Raw genomic sequence first — 16672 nt, forward strand, 5'->3', positions numbered from 1 at the left:
CCACCCTCTACGCTGAGAACATGACTGGACTTCGTTGGGGAATCCTCGCGACCGGCGGCATCGCCGGCGCCTTCGCATCCGACCTGCGCACCGCGGGACTCGATCTCGTCGCCGTGGGCTCGCGCTCGCAGGAATCGGCGGATGCCTTCGCCGCCCGCTTCGACATCGCGCACGCGCACCCGTCGTACGAGGCTCTCGTCGCCGACCCCGACATCGACATCGTCTACGTCTCGACGCCGCACCCGATGCACCACGAGAACGCGAAGCTCGCGCTCGAGGCGGGTAAGCACGTGCTCGTCGAGAAGGCGTTCACGCTGAACCGGCAGGAGGCGGAAGACCTCCAGCGCATCGCAGCGGAGCGGGGGCTCCTCGCCATGGAGGCGATGTGGACCCGCTACCTGCCCCACATGGTGCGCATCCGCGAGATCATCGAGGCGGGCACGCTGGGCGAGATCCGTGCTGTCACCGCCGACCATACGCAGTCCCTCCCGACCGATCCCTCGCACCGCCTCAACGACCTCGAGCTCGGCGGCGGCGCGCTGCTCGATCTGGGCATCTATCCGATCTCGTTCATCTGGGACGTGCTGGGCGTACCGACGACGGTGACCGCCGTCGGGCGCCTCATCGAGACGGGGGCCGACGCCGAGGTCGCCACGATCATGACCCATGAAGGCGGCGCGATCTCGACGAGCCTGTCATCGTCGCGGGCGGCGGGGCCGAACACGGCGAGCATCGTGGGCACCGAGGCCCGGATCGACATCGACCACGTCTGGTACACCCCCACGACCTTCCGCGTGATCCTTCCCGACGGCACCGTGACCGAGGAGTACGTCTCCGACGTCGCGGGCCGCGGCATGCAGTATCAGGCCATGGCCGCCGAGCGGCTCGTGCGCGACGGCATCCTCGAGGGCGACGTCCTGCCGATCGCCGAGAGCGTCGCGATCATGGGCACTCTCGACGAGATCCGAGCGCAGATCGGGGTGCGCTACCCAAGGGAAGGGGCGACCAATGGCTGAGGCCACCGACGCCCGCGTGGCGGTCTACCTGGACTTCGACAACATCGTCATCTCCTGGTACGACCGCGTGCACGGACGCAACGCGTACGGCAAGGACCGCCAGCGCATCTCCGAGAACCCCGACGATCCCGAGGTCGCCGAGCGTCTGACCCGGGCGATGATCGAGGTGGGCGCGATCATCGACTACGCCGCCTCGTTCGGCACCCTCGTGCTCACCCGCGCCTACGCCGACTGGTCGTCACCGGTCAACGCCGAGTACCGCTCGCAGCTCGTCGCCCGCGCGGTCGATCTCGTGCAGCTCTTCCCCGCCGCCGCGTATGCGAAGAACGGCGCCGACATCCGGCTCGCGGTGGATGCCGTGGAGGACATGTTCCGCCTCCCCGACCTCACGCACGTGGTGATCGTCGCGGGCGACAGCGACTACGTCCCGCTCGCGCAGCGGTGCAAGCGGCTGGGTCGTTACGTGATCGGCGTCGGAGTGGCCGGGTCGACCGCGAAGTCGCTCGCCGCCGCCTGCGACGAGTTCGAGGCGTACGACTCCCTTCCCGGCGTCGTGCGCCCGTCGAAGTCGCCCGCCGCACCGGAGCTGCCGGAGACCGTGCCTGAGCCCACGGTCGAGCCGGCGGCGAAGACGAAGTCGCGACAGCCCGCGAAGACCGCGAAGCAGAAGGCGGCCGCCGCCCCGACCAAAGCCGACGAGAAGGACGAGGCCGACGAGAAGGACGAGGCGACGGAGCTGCTGCAGCGTGCTCTTCGTCTCGGACACGACAAGGCGGACGCCGACGAGTGGCTGCACAGTTCGGCGGTGAAGACGCACATGCGCCGTATGGACCCCTCGTTCAGTGAGAAGGCGCTCGGCTACCGATCTTTCTCCGACTTCCTGAAGTCCCGCGACGACATCGCCGAGTTGGAGGAGACGGGGCACGAACGGCTCGTGCGCCTGCGCGAGCGGTGATCCCGCCGGGACGGCGGCGTCACTCCTCGAAGTCGTACTCCTGGAAGGCCGCCACCTCGGGCACCCACCGCTCCGCGACGAACGCAGCGTGTGCGGGATGGTCGTTGTATGCGTCGTAGGCCGCCCGATCGGCGAACACCATCGAGAACTGGTGCTCGAGGTCGCTCTTGGGGCTCACCTGCCTGCGCACGCTGAAGTCCTCGACGCCGGGGATCGCGGAGAGCACCGATCGGCCCGTGGCCAGGAAGTCGCGCTCCTCGGTCGACCCCTCGTCGTGGACGAGGCGGAAGACGACGGTGTGCTGGATGGGCATGGATCCTCCGGGGTCACTGGTTTCGGAATGCGGCGTCGAAGGACGCCGTGGGCTTCGGCCACAGCAGCGAGCGGACGAACCCGAGTGCCTCCGGTGCCCCGTGCAGCCGATCCATCCCCGCATCCTCCCATTCGATCGAGATCGGTCCCGCATACCCGACCGCGTCGAGCGCGCGGAACGCGTCCTCCCACGGGACGTCCCCGTGACCGGTCGACACGAAGTCCCAGCCTCGGCGGGGATCGCCCCACGGCAGGTGCGACCCCAGCACCCCCGCGCGTCCGTTGCGGGGGCGCATGCGGGTGTCCTTGCAGTCGACGTGATAGATCCGCTGCGCGAAGTCGACGATGAACCCGACCGGGTCGATGTTCTGCCACATCATGTGCGAGGGGTCCCAGTTGAACCCGAACGCCTCACGATGCCCGATGGCGTCGAGGGCGCGCACCGAGCTCCAATAGTCGTAGGCGATCTCGCCGGGATGCACCTCGTGCGCGAAGCGCACCCCCTCGCCGTCGAACACGTCGAGGATCGGATTCCACCGCGCGGCGAAGTCGTCGAAGCCGGCCTCGATCACCGTCGCATCGACGGGCGGGAACATCGCCACGTACGGCCAGATCGACGACCCGGTGAACCCGACGACGGTGTCGACGCCGAGCTTGCGGGCCACGCGGGCGGCGCGCTTCATGTCGTCCGCCGCACGCCCGCGCACTCCCTCCGCGTCCCCGTCGCCCCACACGTAGTCACGGAGGATCGCCTCATGTCGGAAATCGATCGGGGCGTCGCACACCGCTTGACCTGCGAGATGGTTCGAGATCGCGAAGACCTGCAGCCCGTGCCGGTCGAGGATCTCCCGGCGGGAGGCGACGTAGGCGTCGTCCTCGTCGGCGCGGCGCAGGTCGAGGTGGTCGCCGGATGCCGCGATCTCGAGTCCGTCGTACCCCCATGAGGCTGCCAGACGCGCCACCTCCTCGAACGGCATGTCGGCCCACTGCCCGGTGAACAGGGTGACGGGATGCGTGCTCATACGTGCTCCAATGCGCGAAGGGCGGCGATGCTGCGGGCGGCGAGCTCGTCCTGGCTCGACGCCAGCGGACGCCACACCGAGGCGGCGACCGCGATCGTCGCGTTCTCCCCGGTGAAGCTCTCGAGGCCGAGCGGTCCGCGGTAGCCGGCGTCGTCGAGCGCGCGCAGGATCTCCGGCCAGTCGGTGTGGTCGTCGCCGACGGCGCCGCGGTCGCTTCCGCACACCTGGACGTGCGCGATCGCGGGGCCGGCGGCTCGGATGGCCTCCGTCGGACGCTTCTCCTCGATGTTCAGGTGGTACGTGTCCAGCGCCAGCCCGACTCCTTCGCCGAGCAGCGGAGACAAGGCCTCGAGGCTCTGCTCGACGGTGTTCAGGATGCTGGTCTCGTAGCGGTTCAGGGGCTCGACGGCCAGTGTGATGCCGGAGTCCGCCGCCTCCGCGGCGAGAGGCGCGAGGCTTCCCCGCAGCTCGTCCACCACCGCGGCACGCTCGTCGGCGTCCATGCGCCAGGCGACACCGGTGGGTGCGTAGAAGGGCCCGGCGACGACCGTCGATCCGACGATGCGGGCGGTCTCGACGCAAGCTCGCAGATAGTCCTGCGTCGCCGCGACGTCTCCCGCCTTCGCGACGAGCGAGCGACCCGGGCCCATCGCGCCGACCACGATCGCGCCGAGACCGAGCTCGTCCAGCAGATCGCGGGTGCGCTGCGGGTGCCAGTCGCCCACCGCCTCGAGCGGGAGCTCCAGAGCCTCGTACCCCAGGTCGCGGGCCTTGCGGGCGAGCGGTCCGATCGTCGCATCCGTGAGCGGCGACGTCCACACCCAGGTGTTGACGGCGATCGTGCGCGGCATCCTTCTCCTCTCTGTGGCGTGGTGGCGGGCGTTTCGTCTCGTCGCTTCGCTCCTCGCTCAACGACCGGAGCTCCGGTCGTCGAGCGAGCGAAGCGAGACGAAACGCCCGCGCGACTTACGGGATCTGACGCTCCTGCCACACCGTCGGGTAGCCAGGCAGATCCTCGCCGCCGAACTTGGCGTAGTGCCCGTCGGGCATGCCGTCGTTCGCCTCGAGGTAGTCGTCGAGCTCCGCCTCGGTGATGGGCTTCTGCGGCAGCACCCACTCCTTCGGCACCTCCTGGCCCGCGAAGATCATCTGCGCGGCGAGCAGCGGGGTGCGCCACTGGAAGTTCGAGTACACCGGCGCGAGGCCCGTGAGTCCCGTCTCCTTCCACTTGCGCAGGAAGCTCATCTCGTCCTCACCCGTCATGACGGGGTAGTCGGCGCCGGCGTCCTCGAAGGCCTCGATGGCGGCGACGGCGCCGTCACCGGCATCCATCCAGATCCCGTCGACGTCACCCTTGGCCAGCTCGTCGCTGATGATGCTCTTGATCTCGGCCGGGTCGGCGCCCGTGAAGTAGTCGACCGCCTCGATGCCGGCCTCGTCGAAGAGCTTCTGCGCTCCGGCCCACCGGTGCTCGAGCACGTCGACGCCGGGGAGGATGCGCAGCGCCACGACCTTGTCGCCCTCCTCGAGGTTGTCGATGAGGAACTCCGCGGTGTCGATGCCCCATGCGAATCCGCCGATGGGGTGGATGAACGTCACCGGGCAGTCGGTCTCGACGCCGCGGTCGAACACGATCACGGGCTTACCCGTCTCGCATGCCCTCTCGACGGCCGGAGTCATCGCGGCCGTGCTGTTCGGCGAGATGAGGAACACGTCGCAATTGCCCTCGGAGATGAAGTAGTCGATGTCGGCGATCTGCGTGTCATCGGAGTCCTGCGCATCGCGCGTCTCCATGTCGCTGATCGCTCCCGCCTCCTGCAGGGCCTTCAGCTGCTCGTTCATCGTGATCCAGCCCGTCTGCCGCCACGGGTTGGAGATCGATGCGTTCGCGAAGCAGGCCTTCTTCGGACCGGCGCTCGCGAAGCTCGACGTGTCGACCATCTCGGCGTTGATGTGCTGCAGGTACGGCTGATCCGCCGGCCCCTGCGGCTCGACGTCGCGCTCCGCGAACTGCTTGTCGTACAGCTCCTGGTCGAACCACTCCGTCGTCTCGGCCGACTCGTCGGGGCTGTCGGACTCGGCCGGCGCGACCGACGGGTCGGTGGTGCACCCGGCGAGCGCGATGAGGCCGAAGAGAGCCACCCCTGCGGTGGCGATCTTCATCGATCGTCGCATTGCTATTCTCCTCTGGTTTCTGTGGTGCCCCCGGAGGCGAGGGCCGGTGATGCGGACTCTCGAGACGGACCATCGAGCACGGGCTCCGTCTCCTTCCCCTGGTCGGGAGAAGCGTGGGGTCCGCGCCGTCGCCGGGCGCGGAAGGCCACCGCGGAGTACGCGACGGCCGCGATGATGATGACGCCCTGAACGGCGTCGCGGAGCGTCGACGGCACCCCGGCGATGTTCAGCAGCAGGAAGAGTGCTTCGAGGGCGAAGGCGCCGGTGGCGGCGGCCACGATCCAGCCCCGCCCGCCGCCGAGTACGACTCCGCCGAGCACGACGGCGGTGATCGCCACGAACTCGTATCCGCGGCCGACGGAGGGGTGCACGCCCGCGTACCCGACGAGGAGCACCGCGGAGACGGTCGCCGAGAGCGACGAGATCACGAAGGCCCGCGTGGTCACCCAGGCGCGGCGGGCACCGGCGTAGTCGACCGCGCGTGCGTTGTCGCCGATCGCGATGAGCGTCTTGCCGAGCGGGCGCTTGGTGATCCAGATGCCCAGGGCGAGCCACCCCGCGAGGATGAACACCGCCCACGGAACGAAGTCCAGCACCGGGACGTCGCGGATGCCGCCGCGGCCGATCTCGCGGAAGCTGTCAGCGGGATTGCCCGTCGCCGCCCCGCCGGTCCACCACATCACTCCGCCGAGCAGGGCGAGCATCATGCCGAGGGTGACGATGAAGGACGGCACCTTGAGCAGCGTCGTCAGCACGCCGTTCACGATCCCCACCGCTACACCCACGACGATCATGAGCAGCAGCACGGGAACCGTGCGTGAGTCGTCCTGACCGACCAGGTTGCCGGCGATGATGACCTGCGCCGTGATCAGTGACCCCTGCGAGAGGTCGAACTCCCCGGCGATGATCACGAAGTACTGGCCGATCGCGACGACGGCGATCGGGGCGCCCCGCTGGATGAAACGCATGAGCTGACCGGGTTCGGCGAAGCTCGGATTCAGGATCATGACCGCCACCAGAAGCAGCACGAGAAGCAGGAAGACGGCGCCGCGCGGGCTCACCAGTGTGCGCAGGGCGTTCATGACCGCTCTCCTTCCGTCGTGGTGCCGAGATGCGCCGTCGCCCGCGGGTCGGAGAGCTGCGCGGCGGCGGCCGCCATCTCCGGCGCAGCCGCGGCGGCCGCGTCGTCTCCTCCGGTGCGCGTGCCGCCCGAGCCGAACCGCGGGCGACGGCGGACGATCGCACGGCGGCTGTACACCGCGACCGCGGCGACGATGACGACGCCGCGGACGACGTCCTTGAGGAACGGGTTCACCTGCATGACGCTCATGACGTTGTCGACGACCGCGAGGATCGCGACGCCCCCGATCGCCCCCCAGATCGAACCGCGGCCGCCGAGCAGCAGCGTGCCGCCGAGGACGACAGCGGCGATCGAGAGCAGGGCATATCCGCCCTGCTGGCCGACGGTGGGGCTGCCGACGCCGAGCCGGCTGGCGAGCAGCAGCCCGGCGAGCCCGGCGAACACCGAGCACAGCACGTGCGCCGCGATGAGCGGCGGCCGGGTGCGCACTCCGGAGAGCCGCGCGATCTCGGGGTCGCCGCCCACGGCGAAGAGATGCGCGCCCGTGCGAGTGCGGTCCAGCAGGAACCAGACGAGCACGGCGAGCACGATCATGATGATGGTCGAGACCGGGATCGGTCCGAGCCCCGTCGCTCCGATGAGCTGGAACTCCCACGGCACAGTGCCGGCGGTCCCCTCGAAGTTCGTGTTGAGGATGCCCTGGAGGATCAGACCAACCCCGAGCGTGGCGATGAATCCGTTCACGCGCAGCACGGTGACGATGAGGCCGTTCACGAGGCCGACCCCGGCGCACACGACGAGGGTCAGGGCGACGGCCGCGGGGATGTTCGCGGGATTTCCGTTCATGGTCGTCGCGGCGATGAGGCTCGAGAGGCTGATCACATACGTCACCGATAGGTCGAGCGAGGCGCCGAGGATCACGAGCGTCTGCCCGATCGCGACGAGCCCCAGCACGCTCATCCCGGTGAGGATGTCGCGGATGTTCCCGGGGCTGAGGAAGTTGCGCCCGACCGTAGCGACGAGGATCGCGCCGACGATGAGGGCGAGGACCAGGATGCCGAGGACGATGATCGTCGAGTCGATGCGCAGGCGCTTCATCGTGCGTCTCCCTCGTCGGTCGGAGCGATGCGGGCGAGCGGAGTCGCCCCGGTCGCCGCACCGAGGATCACGTGCTCGGGTGAACCCGCCGGCAGCTCGGCGACGAGTTCGCCGTCGTGCATCACGAGGATGCGATCGCTCATGCCGATCACCTCGGGCAGCTCGCTGGACACCATGAGCACCGCCGTGCCCTGCGCGGCCAGTTCGCGCATGAGCTGGTAGACCGCGAGCTTGGCGCCGACGTCGATGCCCCTGGTCGGCTCGTCGAAGAGAACGACCTGTGGCCGCGTGACCAGCCATTTCGCGAGCACGACCTTCTGCTGGTTGCCGCCGGAGAGGAACCGCGTCTCCTGACCCACGCCCCGAGAACTGATCTCCAGCGAGCTCAGGATGCCGGGCACCGCGCGCCGCGCAGCACCCGTCCGACCGGCGAAGACGCTGCGGACCACCAGGAGCGCGTTGTCGAGCACGGACTGGCCGAGCGCCAGCCCCTGCGCCTTGCGGTCCTCGGAGACGAGGGCGAGGCCGGCGCGCACGGCAGCGCGAGCGCTCGTGATGCGCACCTCGCGGCCGTCGACGCGCATGCGCCCCCGCAGGAAGGGCTCGACGCCGAAGACGCCCTCGACGAGCTCGGTGCGACCGGAGCCCTGCAGCCCGGCGATGCCGACGATCTCACCCGCGTGCAACGTGAGACTCACTCCGTCGACGAAGGAGTTGCCGCATCCGTCGAGCTCGAGCCGCGCGTCGCCGACCGTCGTCCCCTCGATCGAGTCGGGGAAGTACGACTGGATCGACCGGCCGACCATCCGCCGAACGAGTTCGTCGGTCGTGAGGTCGGCCGCGGCTTCCGTCGAGACGAGCGCGCCGTCCTTGAGGATCGTGATCCGATCGCACAGGTCGAAGATCTCCTTCAGCCGGTGCGAGACGTAGATCACCGCGACGCCGCGCGCGGTGAGCCGCCGGATGATCGCGTAGAGCAGCTCGACCTCGCGGTCGCTGAGCGCCGCGGTGGGTTCGTCCATCGAGATGACCCGGGCGTCGAACGACAGCGCCTTCACGATCTCGACGATCTGCTGCTCCGCGACGGTGAGCGATCCCACGCGCGCCTGCGCGTCGATGAACGAGACGCCGAGGTCGGCGAGCAGCTCGTCGGTGCGGGCGTTCATGGCCTTCCGGTCGACGAATCCGGCGCGGCGCGGCTCCCGGCCGAGGTAGACGTTCTGCGCGACTGTGCGCTCGGGCAGCAGCGTGAACTCCTGGAAGACCGTGACGATGCCCTCGTCCATGGCCTGTCGGGGGTGGGTGTGCCGCACCTCCTCGCCGCGGTACCGCACGGTACCCTCGTCGGCGGGCTGCACGCCCGCGATGATCTTCATGAGCGTCGATTTGCCGGCGCCGTTCTCGCCGACGAGACCGTGGACCTCGCCGGGGCGCACGTCGAAGTCGATGCCCCTCAGCACCTCGACGCCGAAGAACGACTTGCGGATGCCGGTGACGGCGAGCACCGCATCGGTGGTGAGCGTGGTCATTCGGGAATCTCCGTCCATCGTCCGTCGTCGGCCGCCGAGGCGAGCACCGCCTCAGTCAGGACCGCGGCTCGCCAACCGTCCTCGAAGGTCGGCAGGCCTTCGGGGCGGGCTCCGCCGATTGCCGCGTAGACGTCGGCGATGAAGGCGTTGAAGGCGTCCTGGTAGCCCATGGGGTGCCCTGCGGGGACGCGCTGGAGTCGGGCGGAGTCGGGCGATGCCGTGGCGGGGTCGCGCAGCAGCACAGTCGAGCCCTCTCTGCCGCCGATCCACAGCTCTTCCGGCCGCTCCTGCTCGAAGCGGAGGGCCTGACGCGAGCCGTGCAGTTCGAGCGTCAACGCGTTCTTCCGCCCCGGTGCCATCTGCGAGACGAGCAGCGTGCCCAGCGCCCCGGAGCTCGTCTCGACGAGCACGGCCGCGATGTCCTCGGTGTCGACGGCGACTCCCCCGCGTTCCGCGAAGACCCGGCGTGTGCGCGCGCTCAGGGAGTGGATGTGCTCCCCCGTGACGAACTCGATGAGGTCGCAGAGGTGCGATCCGATGTCGGCGAACGCCCTCGAGGCTCCTCCCGCGTCGGAACGGGCGCGCCAGTCGTCGTCCGTCGGCAACAGCATCCAATCCTGCAGGTACGAGCAGTCGAGGGTGAGGAGCTCGCCGGCGTCGCCTGACGCGATGCGCGCTCTGGCCTCGCGGATCATCGGGTGATAGCGGTAGACGAACGGCACGGCGGCGACGAGGCCGTCGGCTGCTGCGGCATCCGCGAGGCGCCGAGCGTCATGGGCCGTCGTGGCCAGCGGCTTCTCGCAGACGACGTGCTTGCCCGCAGCGAGTGCGCGCGCCGCGAGGTCGACGTGGGTCGCGTTGGGGGTGCACACGTGCACCACGTCGATGTCGGTCGCGCCGAAGAGGGATGCCGCGTCGGGCTCGGCCCGCGATGCTCCCAGCGCGTCGGCCGCATCGCGTCCGGCGGCGACCGACCTGGTCGCCACGGCTCGCACCTCGCCCCCGGCGTCTCGGGCGGCGGTGCGATGCACGCGCGCCATGAACCCTCCGCCGAGGATGCCGGCTCGGATCGTCCCGAGACCGGTGTCAGTGACAGCCGTTGTCATGCCGGTGAGTCTGACACAGACCCGCCAACTTTTGCTAGTTCTTTGTCAAAAGTCGTTTGTAACGAATCTGAAGTTCGCCGAGGAACGAGATAAAGCCTGTGGTTTACTGACGCAATGAGTGACGTGCTGCGGGCCGGGCCGGCGACGAGCCCCGGCGCCGGAGAGATCTTCCAGATCCTTCGTGACGGACAGGCCAGAACCAAGGCCGAACTCGCCGCGCTCACCGGGCTCGCCCGGTCCACCGTGGCGCTCCGCATCGACGCGCTCCTCGCTTCGGGACTGCTGCAGGCCGCCGGGGAGGCGGTGTCCACGGGCGGCAGACCCCCTGCGCGCGTCGCCTTCAACGCGCGCGCGGGAGTCGTGCTAGCCGTCGATCTCGGCGCCACCCATGCCACGGTCGCCGTCGCCGATCTCGCCGGCGTGATCCTCGAGTCGCACACCCGCGGGATCGACATCGCCGACGGGCCCGAGCGGCTGCTGGATGAGATCCTGGCCGATGGCTCTGCACTGCTGCATCGAGACACGGCTCAGGACCTCCCGCTGCTCGGCGTCGGCATCGGCGTCCCCGGCCCCGTCGAGCACTCCAGCGGACGGCCCACCAATCCCCCGATCATGCCCGGGTGGGATCGCTTCGACGTACCGGGCTACGTGCAGCGCACCTTCGACGTACCGGTGCTGGTCGACAACGATGTCAACATCCTCGCGCTCGGAGAGCACGCCACCACCTGGCCTCACGTCGACGACCTCGTCTTCGTGAAGGTGTCGACCGGCATCGGCGCGGGGATCATCGCGGGCGGCGCCCTGCAGCGCGGAGCGCAGGGATCGGCGGGAGACATGGGGCACGTCCAGGTGCCGAGATCGGCGACGTCGAACCGCGAGCGGGGGGACGAGCGCGACCTCGAAGCCCTGGCCAGCGGGTCCGCGCTCGCCCGCTCGCTGCGGGAGGCCGGCCTCGACGCGAAGGGCCCGGGCGACGTGATCGATCTCGTTCGCGCGGGAGACCCCGTGGCGATCGAAGCCACCCGTCAAGCCGGACGCGATGTCGGCGAGGTGCTCGCGACCGTCGTCAACCTGCTCAATCCGTCGATCATCGTGCTCGGCGGCAGCATCGCGAGGGCCGGGGAACATCTTCTCGCCGGTGTCCGCGAGGTGGTCTACCGCCGCTCGATCCCGCTCGCGACCCAGCACCTGTCGATCGTGCAGTCCCAGGCTGGCGACCGCGCGGCCGTGCTGGGTGCAGCGATCATGGTCGCTCACGAGGTGCTGTCCCCCGCCAGCGTCGATCGCCATCTGGCAGCGCGGTCTCGCTAGGCTGGGGACGTGACCGCGCAGGACGCCTCGACATCTCCGTACGAGCGCGCTCTGGGCGCCCGGATCTCCGAGCTCCATCCGAAGACCGCGTGGTACTTCCGGACGATCCCGCACGGGCAGGTCGGCGTCGGCACCGGCGTGTTCACGACCGCCGGATCGCGGTTGCGCTGGCTGAGGCCCCCGTTCCGGATCGCGGAGGCCCTCGGCGTCGCCTTCGCGGGGTGGGAGCGCGACGTCCCGTTCCGCATCGAGAACCGCACGGTCGACGGGCGCGCCCTCGCCACCCGGTGGTTCGAGCTTCCCGGCCGCACCTGGGTGATGCCGGACGTCGTGGAACTCACCCCCGGCGGGATACTCCGCAATGAGATCGGTCCGCGCCGCACCGTCGTCACCACCTTCGACATCGACGTGCGCGACGAGGCCGTCGTCCTGACCATCCGACGCGTCGGGCTCCGCCTCGGCCCGCTGAAGCTTTCGGTCCCCCGCTTCCTGAGCCCGCGAATCGGACTCGTCGAGCGATGGGACGAGGAGCGGGGGCGCCACCATGTCTCCATGACCATCGACGCCCCGGTGCTCGGGCGCGTCTACGAGTACATCGGATTCTTCGAGTACGCGATCGAGAGCGAGACCCCGTGACGACACCTCCCTCCTCCGCCGTCGGCCGCGTCGTGATCGGTGGCTCCACCGGATTCATGGGGCGCCATCTCGTGCCGCGCTTCGAGGCGGCGGGCCGAGAGGTCGTGACCATCTCACGATCGGGTGCAGATCTCCGCTGGGACGATCAGGCCGGGATCGATGCCGCCGTCGACGGCGCGACGCTCGTCGTCGGCCTCGCCGGCAAGAGCGTGAACTGCCGCTATACCCCTGAGAACCGCGCCGCCATCTTCCGCTCGCGCCTCGACACCACGGCCGCGCTCTCGGGCGCGATCGCTCGGGCGGCCGAGCCACCGGCCCTCTGGGTGAACTCCTCGACGGCCACGATCTACCGTCACGCGGAGGACCGCCCGATGACGGAGTCCACCGGCGACATCGGCACCGGCTTCTCGGTCGAGGTGGCGAAGGCCTGGGAGCGCGCTCTCTTCGCGGACGATCTGCCCGAGACGCGCCGTGTCGCCTTGCGCAGCGCTATCGTTCTCGGACACGGGGGCGTGCTCGGCCCGCTGAAGAACCTCGCCCGCCTCGGCATGGGCGGTGCCCAGTGGGACGGCCGTTGGCCGATCAGCCGCGCGCGGCGCGCGGCGGGCACGGGGCACGAGTTCGGGGCCCGTCGCGGACGCCAGCGTTTCAGCTGGGTGCACGTGGAGGACGTCGCCCGGATCATCGACTTCCTCGAGGAGACCCCATCGCTCGCCGGCCCGGTGAACGCCGCCGCCCCGAACCCGGTCGACAACACGACGTTCATGGCGACCGTCCGCCGGGCCCTCGGGGTCCCGTTCGGTCCGCCGATGCCGCGATGGATGCTGGAGCTCGGCGCGATCGGCATCCGCACCGAGACGGAACTCATCCTCAAGAGCCGCTGGGTGGTCCCGGAGAAGCTCCAAGCCGCCGGCTTCTCCTTCTCCTACCCGACGCTGGAACCCGCGATCAGGGAGTCCTTCGATCTGGCGGCAGAGCGGGGCTAGCTCGCGGACTTCTCCGAGCCGTTCGTCGCGTCGCCGCCCTCGCGTCGGCGCTTCTCGATCTCCGCGCGGAGCCGCCACTCCTCGATCTCGCGGTCGAGGTCGGCGATCTGCTCCTCCGTCGACCGGTTGTCGACGGGACGCATGGGCGCCGGGTCGACCCGAGCGGGTGCGGTCCGAGGAGCGGGGCGCATCCGCGGGATCCGCAGACCCGCCTCCGAGTACTCCCGACCGATCGCGAACCACAGCAGACTGCCGATGAGCGGCAGCAGGATGACGATGACGATCCACGCCATCTTCGGCAGGAAGCGGACCTGCGAGTCCTCGCGCCGGATGATGTCGACCAGCGCGCCCACCATCAGCGCGATGATCAGGAGCGAGAACAGGAACGGCATGTGTTCAGGGTAGACGACCGGGGCTCGCTGCGCGCGGGCTAGGGAAGCACGTGGCCCGCAGCGCGGAACAGCTCGTACCACTCGGCCCGAGTGAGCTCGACGTCGGCGCCGGCCGCGGCATCCCGCACCCGCTGCGGTGTCGTGGTGCCGAGCACCACCTGCATCTTCGCCGGGTGCCTGGTGATCCATGCTGTCGCGATCGCGATCGGCTCGACCTCGTATGCCGCCGCGAGGCGATCGATCACCGCGTTGAGCTCGGCGTACTCGGGGTTCCCCAGGAACACGCCCGTGAAGAATCCGCCCTGGAACGGCGACCATGCCTGGATCGTGATGCCGTTGATGCGGCAGTACTCGACGATGCCGCCGCCGTCGCGCACGACACTCTGATCCTCGCCCGCCATGTTCGCGGCGATGGGCTGGGCGATGATCGGGGCGTGCGTGATCGAGAGCTGCAGCTGGTTGGCGACCAGAGGCTGGGAGACGGCGGTGCGCAGCAGGTCGATCTGCCTCGGCGTGTGGTTCGAGACGCCGAAAGCGCGCACCTTGCCCGACGACTCGAGCTCATCGAACGCCCTGGCGACCTCTTCGGGCTCGACGAGAGCGTCGGGGCGGTGCAGCAGCAGCACGTCGATGCGGTCGGTGCCCAGCGCCGCCAGAGATCCGTCGACCTGCCGGATGATGTGGTCGTACGAGAAGTCGAACATGCCCTGCTTCGGCACGATGCCGCACTTCGTCTGCAGCACGATCTCATCGCGCTCCGACGGGCTCAGTCCGAGCGCGGAGGCGAACCGCTCCTCGCAGAAGTGCATGCTGCCGCCATAGATGTCGGCGTGGTCGAAGAAGTCGATGCCGGAGCCGCGCGCGGCCTCGTACAGCTCTCGGATCTGGGCGTCGGTCTTGTCGTTGATGCGCATCATCCCGGCGACGACGGCGGGGGCGGTGGACTGTCCGAAGGGTACGGTCTTCATGCGTCCACGCTAGCGCGGCATACCCCGGCGCGGGTGCGACCGCGACAGGTCAGTCGGAGGGCGGAGCCGGCACCAGGCGCGCGGGTGACACCCCGAGCGCGTTCGCGACGGCGGCGAGCTCTTCGACCGTGAGGTCGCGCTCGCCCGCCAGCGACGCCTCGACGACCCGCAGACCGAGACCCGACCGCTGGGCCAGCCAGTCGGTGTCCCGCCTCGTTCTCCCCAGCTCGGAGAGGACCGCGGACGCCACCAGACGCCTCACTTCTGTCGTCATGCGTCGACACTATCGCCGCATATGGGATGCGGACAACGGTCGACGCACCGATATGACGGCATCCTGGCCTCAGGCCGGTGCTATCGTGACTCGCGTGAAGACACCGGCCGAGTCGTTCAATGCCGCCGTCGGGAGCCAGCTCCGCGCCGAGATCGCGGCGAAGGGCAGCAGCATCGCAGCGATGGCGCGAAAGATCGGATACGCGCGCAGCGCGCTCGACAACTACGTCACCGGCAAACGAGCGATCCCCATTCCCGTCGTCTACGCCGTCGGCGCGGCGCTCGGCGTCGCGCCGCACGTCATCCTGTCGCGCGCAGAAGAGCGCCTCGCCACCGAGAGCGACCGCTCCGGTGCGGTGATCCCGTTCCCCTCGCGCCCCGATGTCCCCGGCCGCCGACAGAATGACGCAGAGGTCGCGTTCGACTCGCCCCTCTCCCACGACGCCGACACCGACGACCTGTACGACTGACGCCCACGACGAGAGGAGCCCCGTGGACCAACTCCTCCGACTCGTCGAGACCCATGGTCTGCGCCTCGTCGAGCGCCCCGGGCGCTCCTGCGGCGGATACGAACCGCACTCGGCCACGATCCGGGTCGCCCCGGGCATGAGTGCGCGCACGACGCGCAGCGTGATCGCGCACGAGCTCGGCCACGCGATGCTCGGTCACGAGCACACGCACGATCCGACCGAGCGTGCCAGGCAGGAGCGACGCGCGGACGAGTGGGCCGCGCGACTGCTCATCACTCCCGCCGGCTACGCGGAGGCCGAAGCCGCCCGTGACGGGCACGCCGCGAGCATCGCCTTCGACCTCGGCGTCACCGTCGACCTGGTGCTCGCCTTCCGGCGCCTGCTTCGTCGCGTGGGAGACGTCACCTACGTCGAACCGCGACTGGGGCGGGGACAGTGGGCGCATCGCAGCGTCTCCGCGTGACGGGGAGCTCGCTCAGCGCTGATTGAATGGCGGCATGACCTTCACCACCACGCCTGCCCCCGTCACACTCACCGGCGATCTCGTCGAGCTGCGACCGCTCGAGCGATCGCACCACGACGGACTCCTCGAGGCGCTGACCGAGGGCGATCTCTGGAAGCGGGCGTGGTACACCTCGGTTCCCTCACCCAAGGGTCTCGCTGCGGAGATCGACCGTCGTCTCGGGCTGCTCTCGTCCGGCGAGATGATCCCCTTCACGGCGTTCGACGCCACGGGGAGGATCATCGGCCTCACGACCTTCTACGACATCGTCGCCGACGTCCCGCGACTTCACATCGGCTACACGTGGAACCGCCCCTCCGCCCACGGCACCGGGACGAACGCGGAGTCCAAGCTGCTGCTGCTGCGTCACGCCTTCGAGGATCTCGGGGTGTTCCGCGTCGGGCTCACCACGCAGTGGGTGAACTTCCAGTCCCGAGCAGCGATCGAACGCCTCGGTGCGAAGCAGGACGGCGTGATGCGCGCGATGAGCCGCTACCGCAACGGCGCCCTGCGCGACAGCGTGGAGTACTCGATCATCGAGCCGGAGTGGCCCGCGGTGCGGGCGAACCTGGAGGCGAGGCTCGCCGCCAGAGCGTGATCACTCGGTGGCGTTGCCCGACCAGTTGTCGTCGCGGCGCGTGGCGGACCCGCGCTGGCGCATGACATACGCGAGCGACAGGCAGATGATGAGGATGCCTGCCGCGAAGACGACACCCTGGAACTCGGGGAGCACCTGTGCGAGGCCCAGGAGCCAGATCCCTCCGAGGAAGAGGACCAGGAAGAAGATGAAGCTGAGGATCACGGGGGCTCCTGTCGTTGCGGGCGTCATCCAGGATACCG

General features: G+C 69.5%; 20 protein-coding genes. 8 read left to right on the plus strand and 12 right to left on the minus strand.

Translation table 11 applies throughout. The annotated features are described in order from the left end of the window. Positions 1–20 precede the first annotated feature (20 nt). Positions 21–1016, plus strand: a complete 996-nt coding sequence (locus AUC47_RS03115; protein WP_096713773.1) for a Gfo/Idh/MocA family protein — start codon at positions 21–23, stop codon at positions 1014–1016. Beyond that, on the plus strand, positions 1009–1971 hold the full coding sequence (locus AUC47_RS03120) for an NYN domain-containing protein (RefSeq protein ID WP_096713774.1): 963 nt from the start codon (positions 1009–1011) through the stop codon (positions 1969–1971). Before AUC47_RS03115 ends, AUC47_RS03120 begins: the two co-directional genes overlap by 8 nt. 19 nt (positions 1972–1990) lie before the next feature. Here AUC47_RS03120 and AUC47_RS03125 read toward each other — a convergent pair whose 3' ends face one another. From AUC47_RS03125 to AUC47_RS03160, 8 genes are all read right to left on the minus strand, one after another. Beyond that, a complete protein-coding gene (locus AUC47_RS03125; RefSeq protein WP_096713775.1) occupies positions 1991–2284 on the minus strand; it encodes a Dabb family protein in 294 nt (97 codons plus the stop codon). 13 nt (positions 2285–2297) lie between these two features. Beyond that, on the minus strand, positions 2298–3305 hold the full coding sequence (locus tag AUC47_RS03130; RefSeq protein WP_096713776.1) for a sugar phosphate isomerase/epimerase family protein: 1008 nt from the start codon (positions 3303–3305) through the stop codon (positions 2298–2300). Beyond that, complete coding sequence (locus AUC47_RS03135; protein ID WP_096713777.1) at positions 3302–4156, minus strand: sugar phosphate isomerase/epimerase family protein; 855 nt, start codon at positions 4154–4156, stop codon at positions 3302–3304. Before AUC47_RS03135 ends, AUC47_RS03130 begins: the two co-directional genes overlap by 4 nt. A gap of 115 nt (positions 4157–4271) precedes the next feature. Next, positions 4272–5468 carry a substrate-binding domain-containing protein gene (locus tag AUC47_RS03140; protein WP_373557845.1) on the minus strand — a complete coding sequence of 399 codons (1197 nt, stop codon included), beginning with the start codon at positions 5466–5468 and terminating at the stop codon, positions 4272–4274. A 14-nt stretch (positions 5469–5482) separates the two neighbouring features. Next, positions 5483–6562, minus strand: a complete 1080-nt coding sequence (locus AUC47_RS03145) for an ABC transporter permease (RefSeq protein ID WP_256999423.1) — start codon at positions 6560–6562, stop codon at positions 5483–5485. Next, entirely contained in the window at positions 6559–7659 is a 1101-nt protein-coding gene (locus AUC47_RS03150; protein WP_096713779.1) for an ABC transporter permease, read from the minus strand. Before AUC47_RS03150 ends, AUC47_RS03145 begins: the two co-directional genes overlap by 4 nt. Continuing rightward, positions 7656–9188, minus strand: a complete 1533-nt coding sequence (locus AUC47_RS03155; protein WP_096713780.1) for a sugar ABC transporter ATP-binding protein — start codon at positions 9186–9188, stop codon at positions 7656–7658. Before AUC47_RS03155 ends, AUC47_RS03150 begins: the two co-directional genes overlap by 4 nt. Then, positions 9185–10294: a Gfo/Idh/MocA family protein gene (locus AUC47_RS03160; protein ID WP_096713781.1), complete on the minus strand. Its 1110-nt coding sequence runs from the start codon at positions 10292–10294 to the stop codon at positions 9185–9187. Before AUC47_RS03160 ends, AUC47_RS03155 begins: the two co-directional genes overlap by 4 nt. 114 nt (positions 10295–10408) lie before the next feature. On the opposite strand from AUC47_RS03160, the gene AUC47_RS03165 reads away from it, so the two are divergent. The 3 genes from AUC47_RS03165 to AUC47_RS03175 are packed head-to-tail and all read left to right on the plus strand — an operon-like array spanning position 10409 to position 13227. Further along, positions 10409–11605, plus strand: a complete 1197-nt coding sequence (locus AUC47_RS03165; protein WP_096713782.1) for an ROK family transcriptional regulator — start codon at positions 10409–10411, stop codon at positions 11603–11605. Positions 11606–11614: 9 nt separating this feature from the next. Next, positions 11615–12241 carry a DUF4166 domain-containing protein gene (locus AUC47_RS03170; protein ID WP_096713783.1) on the plus strand — a complete coding sequence of 209 codons (627 nt, stop codon included), beginning with the start codon at positions 11615–11617 and terminating at the stop codon, positions 12239–12241. Then, the gene (locus tag AUC47_RS03175) at positions 12238–13227 is read left to right on the plus strand and encodes an epimerase (RefSeq protein ID WP_256999425.1); all 990 of its coding nucleotides are present in this window, start codon (positions 12238–12240) and stop codon (positions 13225–13227) included. The genes AUC47_RS03170 and AUC47_RS03175 overlap by 4 nt, the downstream gene beginning before the upstream one ends. On the opposite strand, the gene AUC47_RS03180 is transcribed toward AUC47_RS03175, so the two are convergent. Genes AUC47_RS03180 through AUC47_RS03190 form a run of 3 tightly spaced genes read right to left on the minus strand, consistent with a single transcriptional unit; the run spans position 13224 to position 14861 of the window. Beyond that, positions 13224–13619 carry a PLD nuclease N-terminal domain-containing protein gene (locus tag AUC47_RS03180; RefSeq protein WP_096713785.1) on the minus strand — a complete coding sequence of 132 codons (396 nt, stop codon included), beginning with the start codon at positions 13617–13619 and terminating at the stop codon, positions 13224–13226. The two genes, AUC47_RS03175 and AUC47_RS03180, sit on opposite strands and share 4 nt — an antisense overlap. A 38-nt stretch (positions 13620–13657) precedes the next feature. Next, entirely contained in the window at positions 13658–14587 is a 930-nt protein-coding gene (locus tag AUC47_RS03185; RefSeq protein ID WP_096713786.1) for an aldo/keto reductase, read from the minus strand. Positions 14588–14636: 49 nt separating this feature from the next. Further along, the gene (locus tag AUC47_RS03190) at positions 14637–14861 is read right to left on the minus strand and encodes a helix-turn-helix domain-containing protein (protein WP_143740689.1); all 225 of its coding nucleotides are present in this window, start codon (positions 14859–14861) and stop codon (positions 14637–14639) included. Between the two features lie 94 nt (positions 14862–14955). Between AUC47_RS03190 and AUC47_RS03195 the strand changes: the two genes are divergently transcribed. The 3 genes from AUC47_RS03195 to AUC47_RS03205 are packed head-to-tail and all read left to right on the plus strand — an operon-like array spanning position 14956 to position 16430. After that, positions 14956–15330, plus strand: coding sequence for a helix-turn-helix domain-containing protein (locus tag AUC47_RS03195; protein ID WP_256999426.1), 375 nt, complete (start codon positions 14956–14958; stop codon positions 15328–15330). 22 nt (positions 15331–15352) lie between these two features. Next, positions 15353–15793: an ImmA/IrrE family metallo-endopeptidase gene (locus tag AUC47_RS03200; protein ID WP_096713788.1), complete on the plus strand. Its 441-nt coding sequence runs from the start codon at positions 15353–15355 to the stop codon at positions 15791–15793. A 34-nt stretch (positions 15794–15827) separates the two neighbouring features. Further along, on the plus strand, positions 15828–16430 hold the full coding sequence (locus AUC47_RS03205; RefSeq protein WP_096713789.1) for a GNAT family N-acetyltransferase: 603 nt from the start codon (positions 15828–15830) through the stop codon (positions 16428–16430). Here AUC47_RS03205 and AUC47_RS03210 read toward each other — a convergent pair whose 3' ends face one another. Next, positions 16431–16634, minus strand: a complete 204-nt coding sequence (locus AUC47_RS03210; RefSeq protein ID WP_096713790.1) for a hypothetical protein — start codon at positions 16632–16634, stop codon at positions 16431–16433. Positions 16635–16672: the final 38 nt, after the last annotated feature.

The sequence above is a fragment of the Microbacterium sp. SZ1 genome (assembly GCF_002362255.1).
Lineage (GTDB): Bacteria > Actinomycetota > Actinomycetes > Actinomycetales > Microbacteriaceae > Microbacterium.

What these genes read in the sequence shown, in the direction of transcription:
- AUC47_RS03125 (WP_096713775.1), bottom strand. Translation starts at nt 2,284, where the DNA reads ATGCCCATCCAGCACACCGTCGTCTTCCGCCTCGTCCACGACGAGGGG.
- AUC47_RS03155 (WP_096713780.1), bottom strand. Translation starts at nt 9,188, where the DNA reads ATGACCACGCTCACCACCGATGCGGTGCTCGCCGTCACCGGCATCCGC.
- AUC47_RS03165 (WP_096713782.1), top strand. Translation starts at nt 10,409, where the DNA reads ATGAGTGACGTGCTGCGGGCCGGGCCGGCGACGAGCCCCGGCGCCGGA.
- AUC47_RS03115 (WP_096713773.1), top strand. Translation starts at nt 21, where the DNA reads ATGACTGGACTTCGTTGGGGAATCCTCGCGACCGGCGGCATCGCCGGC.
- AUC47_RS03205 (WP_096713789.1), top strand. Translation starts at nt 15,828, where the DNA reads ATGACCTTCACCACCACGCCTGCCCCCGTCACACTCACCGGCGATCTC.
- AUC47_RS03135 (WP_096713777.1), bottom strand. Translation starts at nt 4,156, where the DNA reads ATGCCGCGCACGATCGCCGTCAACACCTGGGTGTGGACGTCGCCGCTC.
- AUC47_RS03130 (WP_096713776.1), bottom strand. Translation starts at nt 3,305, where the DNA reads ATGAGCACGCATCCCGTCACCCTGTTCACCGGGCAGTGGGCCGACATG.
- AUC47_RS03150 (WP_096713779.1), bottom strand. Translation starts at nt 7,659, where the DNA reads ATGAAGCGCCTGCGCATCGACTCGACGATCATCGTCCTCGGCATCCTG.
- AUC47_RS03140 (WP_373557845.1), bottom strand. Translation starts at nt 5,468, where the DNA reads ATGAAGATCGCCACCGCAGGGGTGGCTCTCTTCGGCCTCATCGCGCTC.
- AUC47_RS03145 (WP_256999423.1), bottom strand. Translation starts at nt 6,562, where the DNA reads ATGAACGCCCTGCGCACACTGGTGAGCCCGCGCGGCGCCGTCTTCCTG.
- AUC47_RS03120 (WP_096713774.1), top strand. Translation starts at nt 1,009, where the DNA reads ATGGCTGAGGCCACCGACGCCCGCGTGGCGGTCTACCTGGACTTCGAC.
- AUC47_RS03160 (WP_096713781.1), bottom strand. Translation starts at nt 10,294, where the DNA reads ATGACAACGGCTGTCACTGACACCGGTCTCGGGACGATCCGAGCCGGC.
- AUC47_RS03180 (WP_096713785.1), bottom strand. Translation starts at nt 13,619, where the DNA reads ATGCCGTTCCTGTTCTCGCTCCTGATCATCGCGCTGATGGTGGGCGCG.
- AUC47_RS03185 (WP_096713786.1), bottom strand. Translation starts at nt 14,587, where the DNA reads ATGAAGACCGTACCCTTCGGACAGTCCACCGCCCCCGCCGTCGTCGCC.
- AUC47_RS03190 (WP_143740689.1), bottom strand. Translation starts at nt 14,861, where the DNA reads ATGACGACAGAAGTGAGGCGTCTGGTGGCGTCCGCGGTCCTCTCCGAG.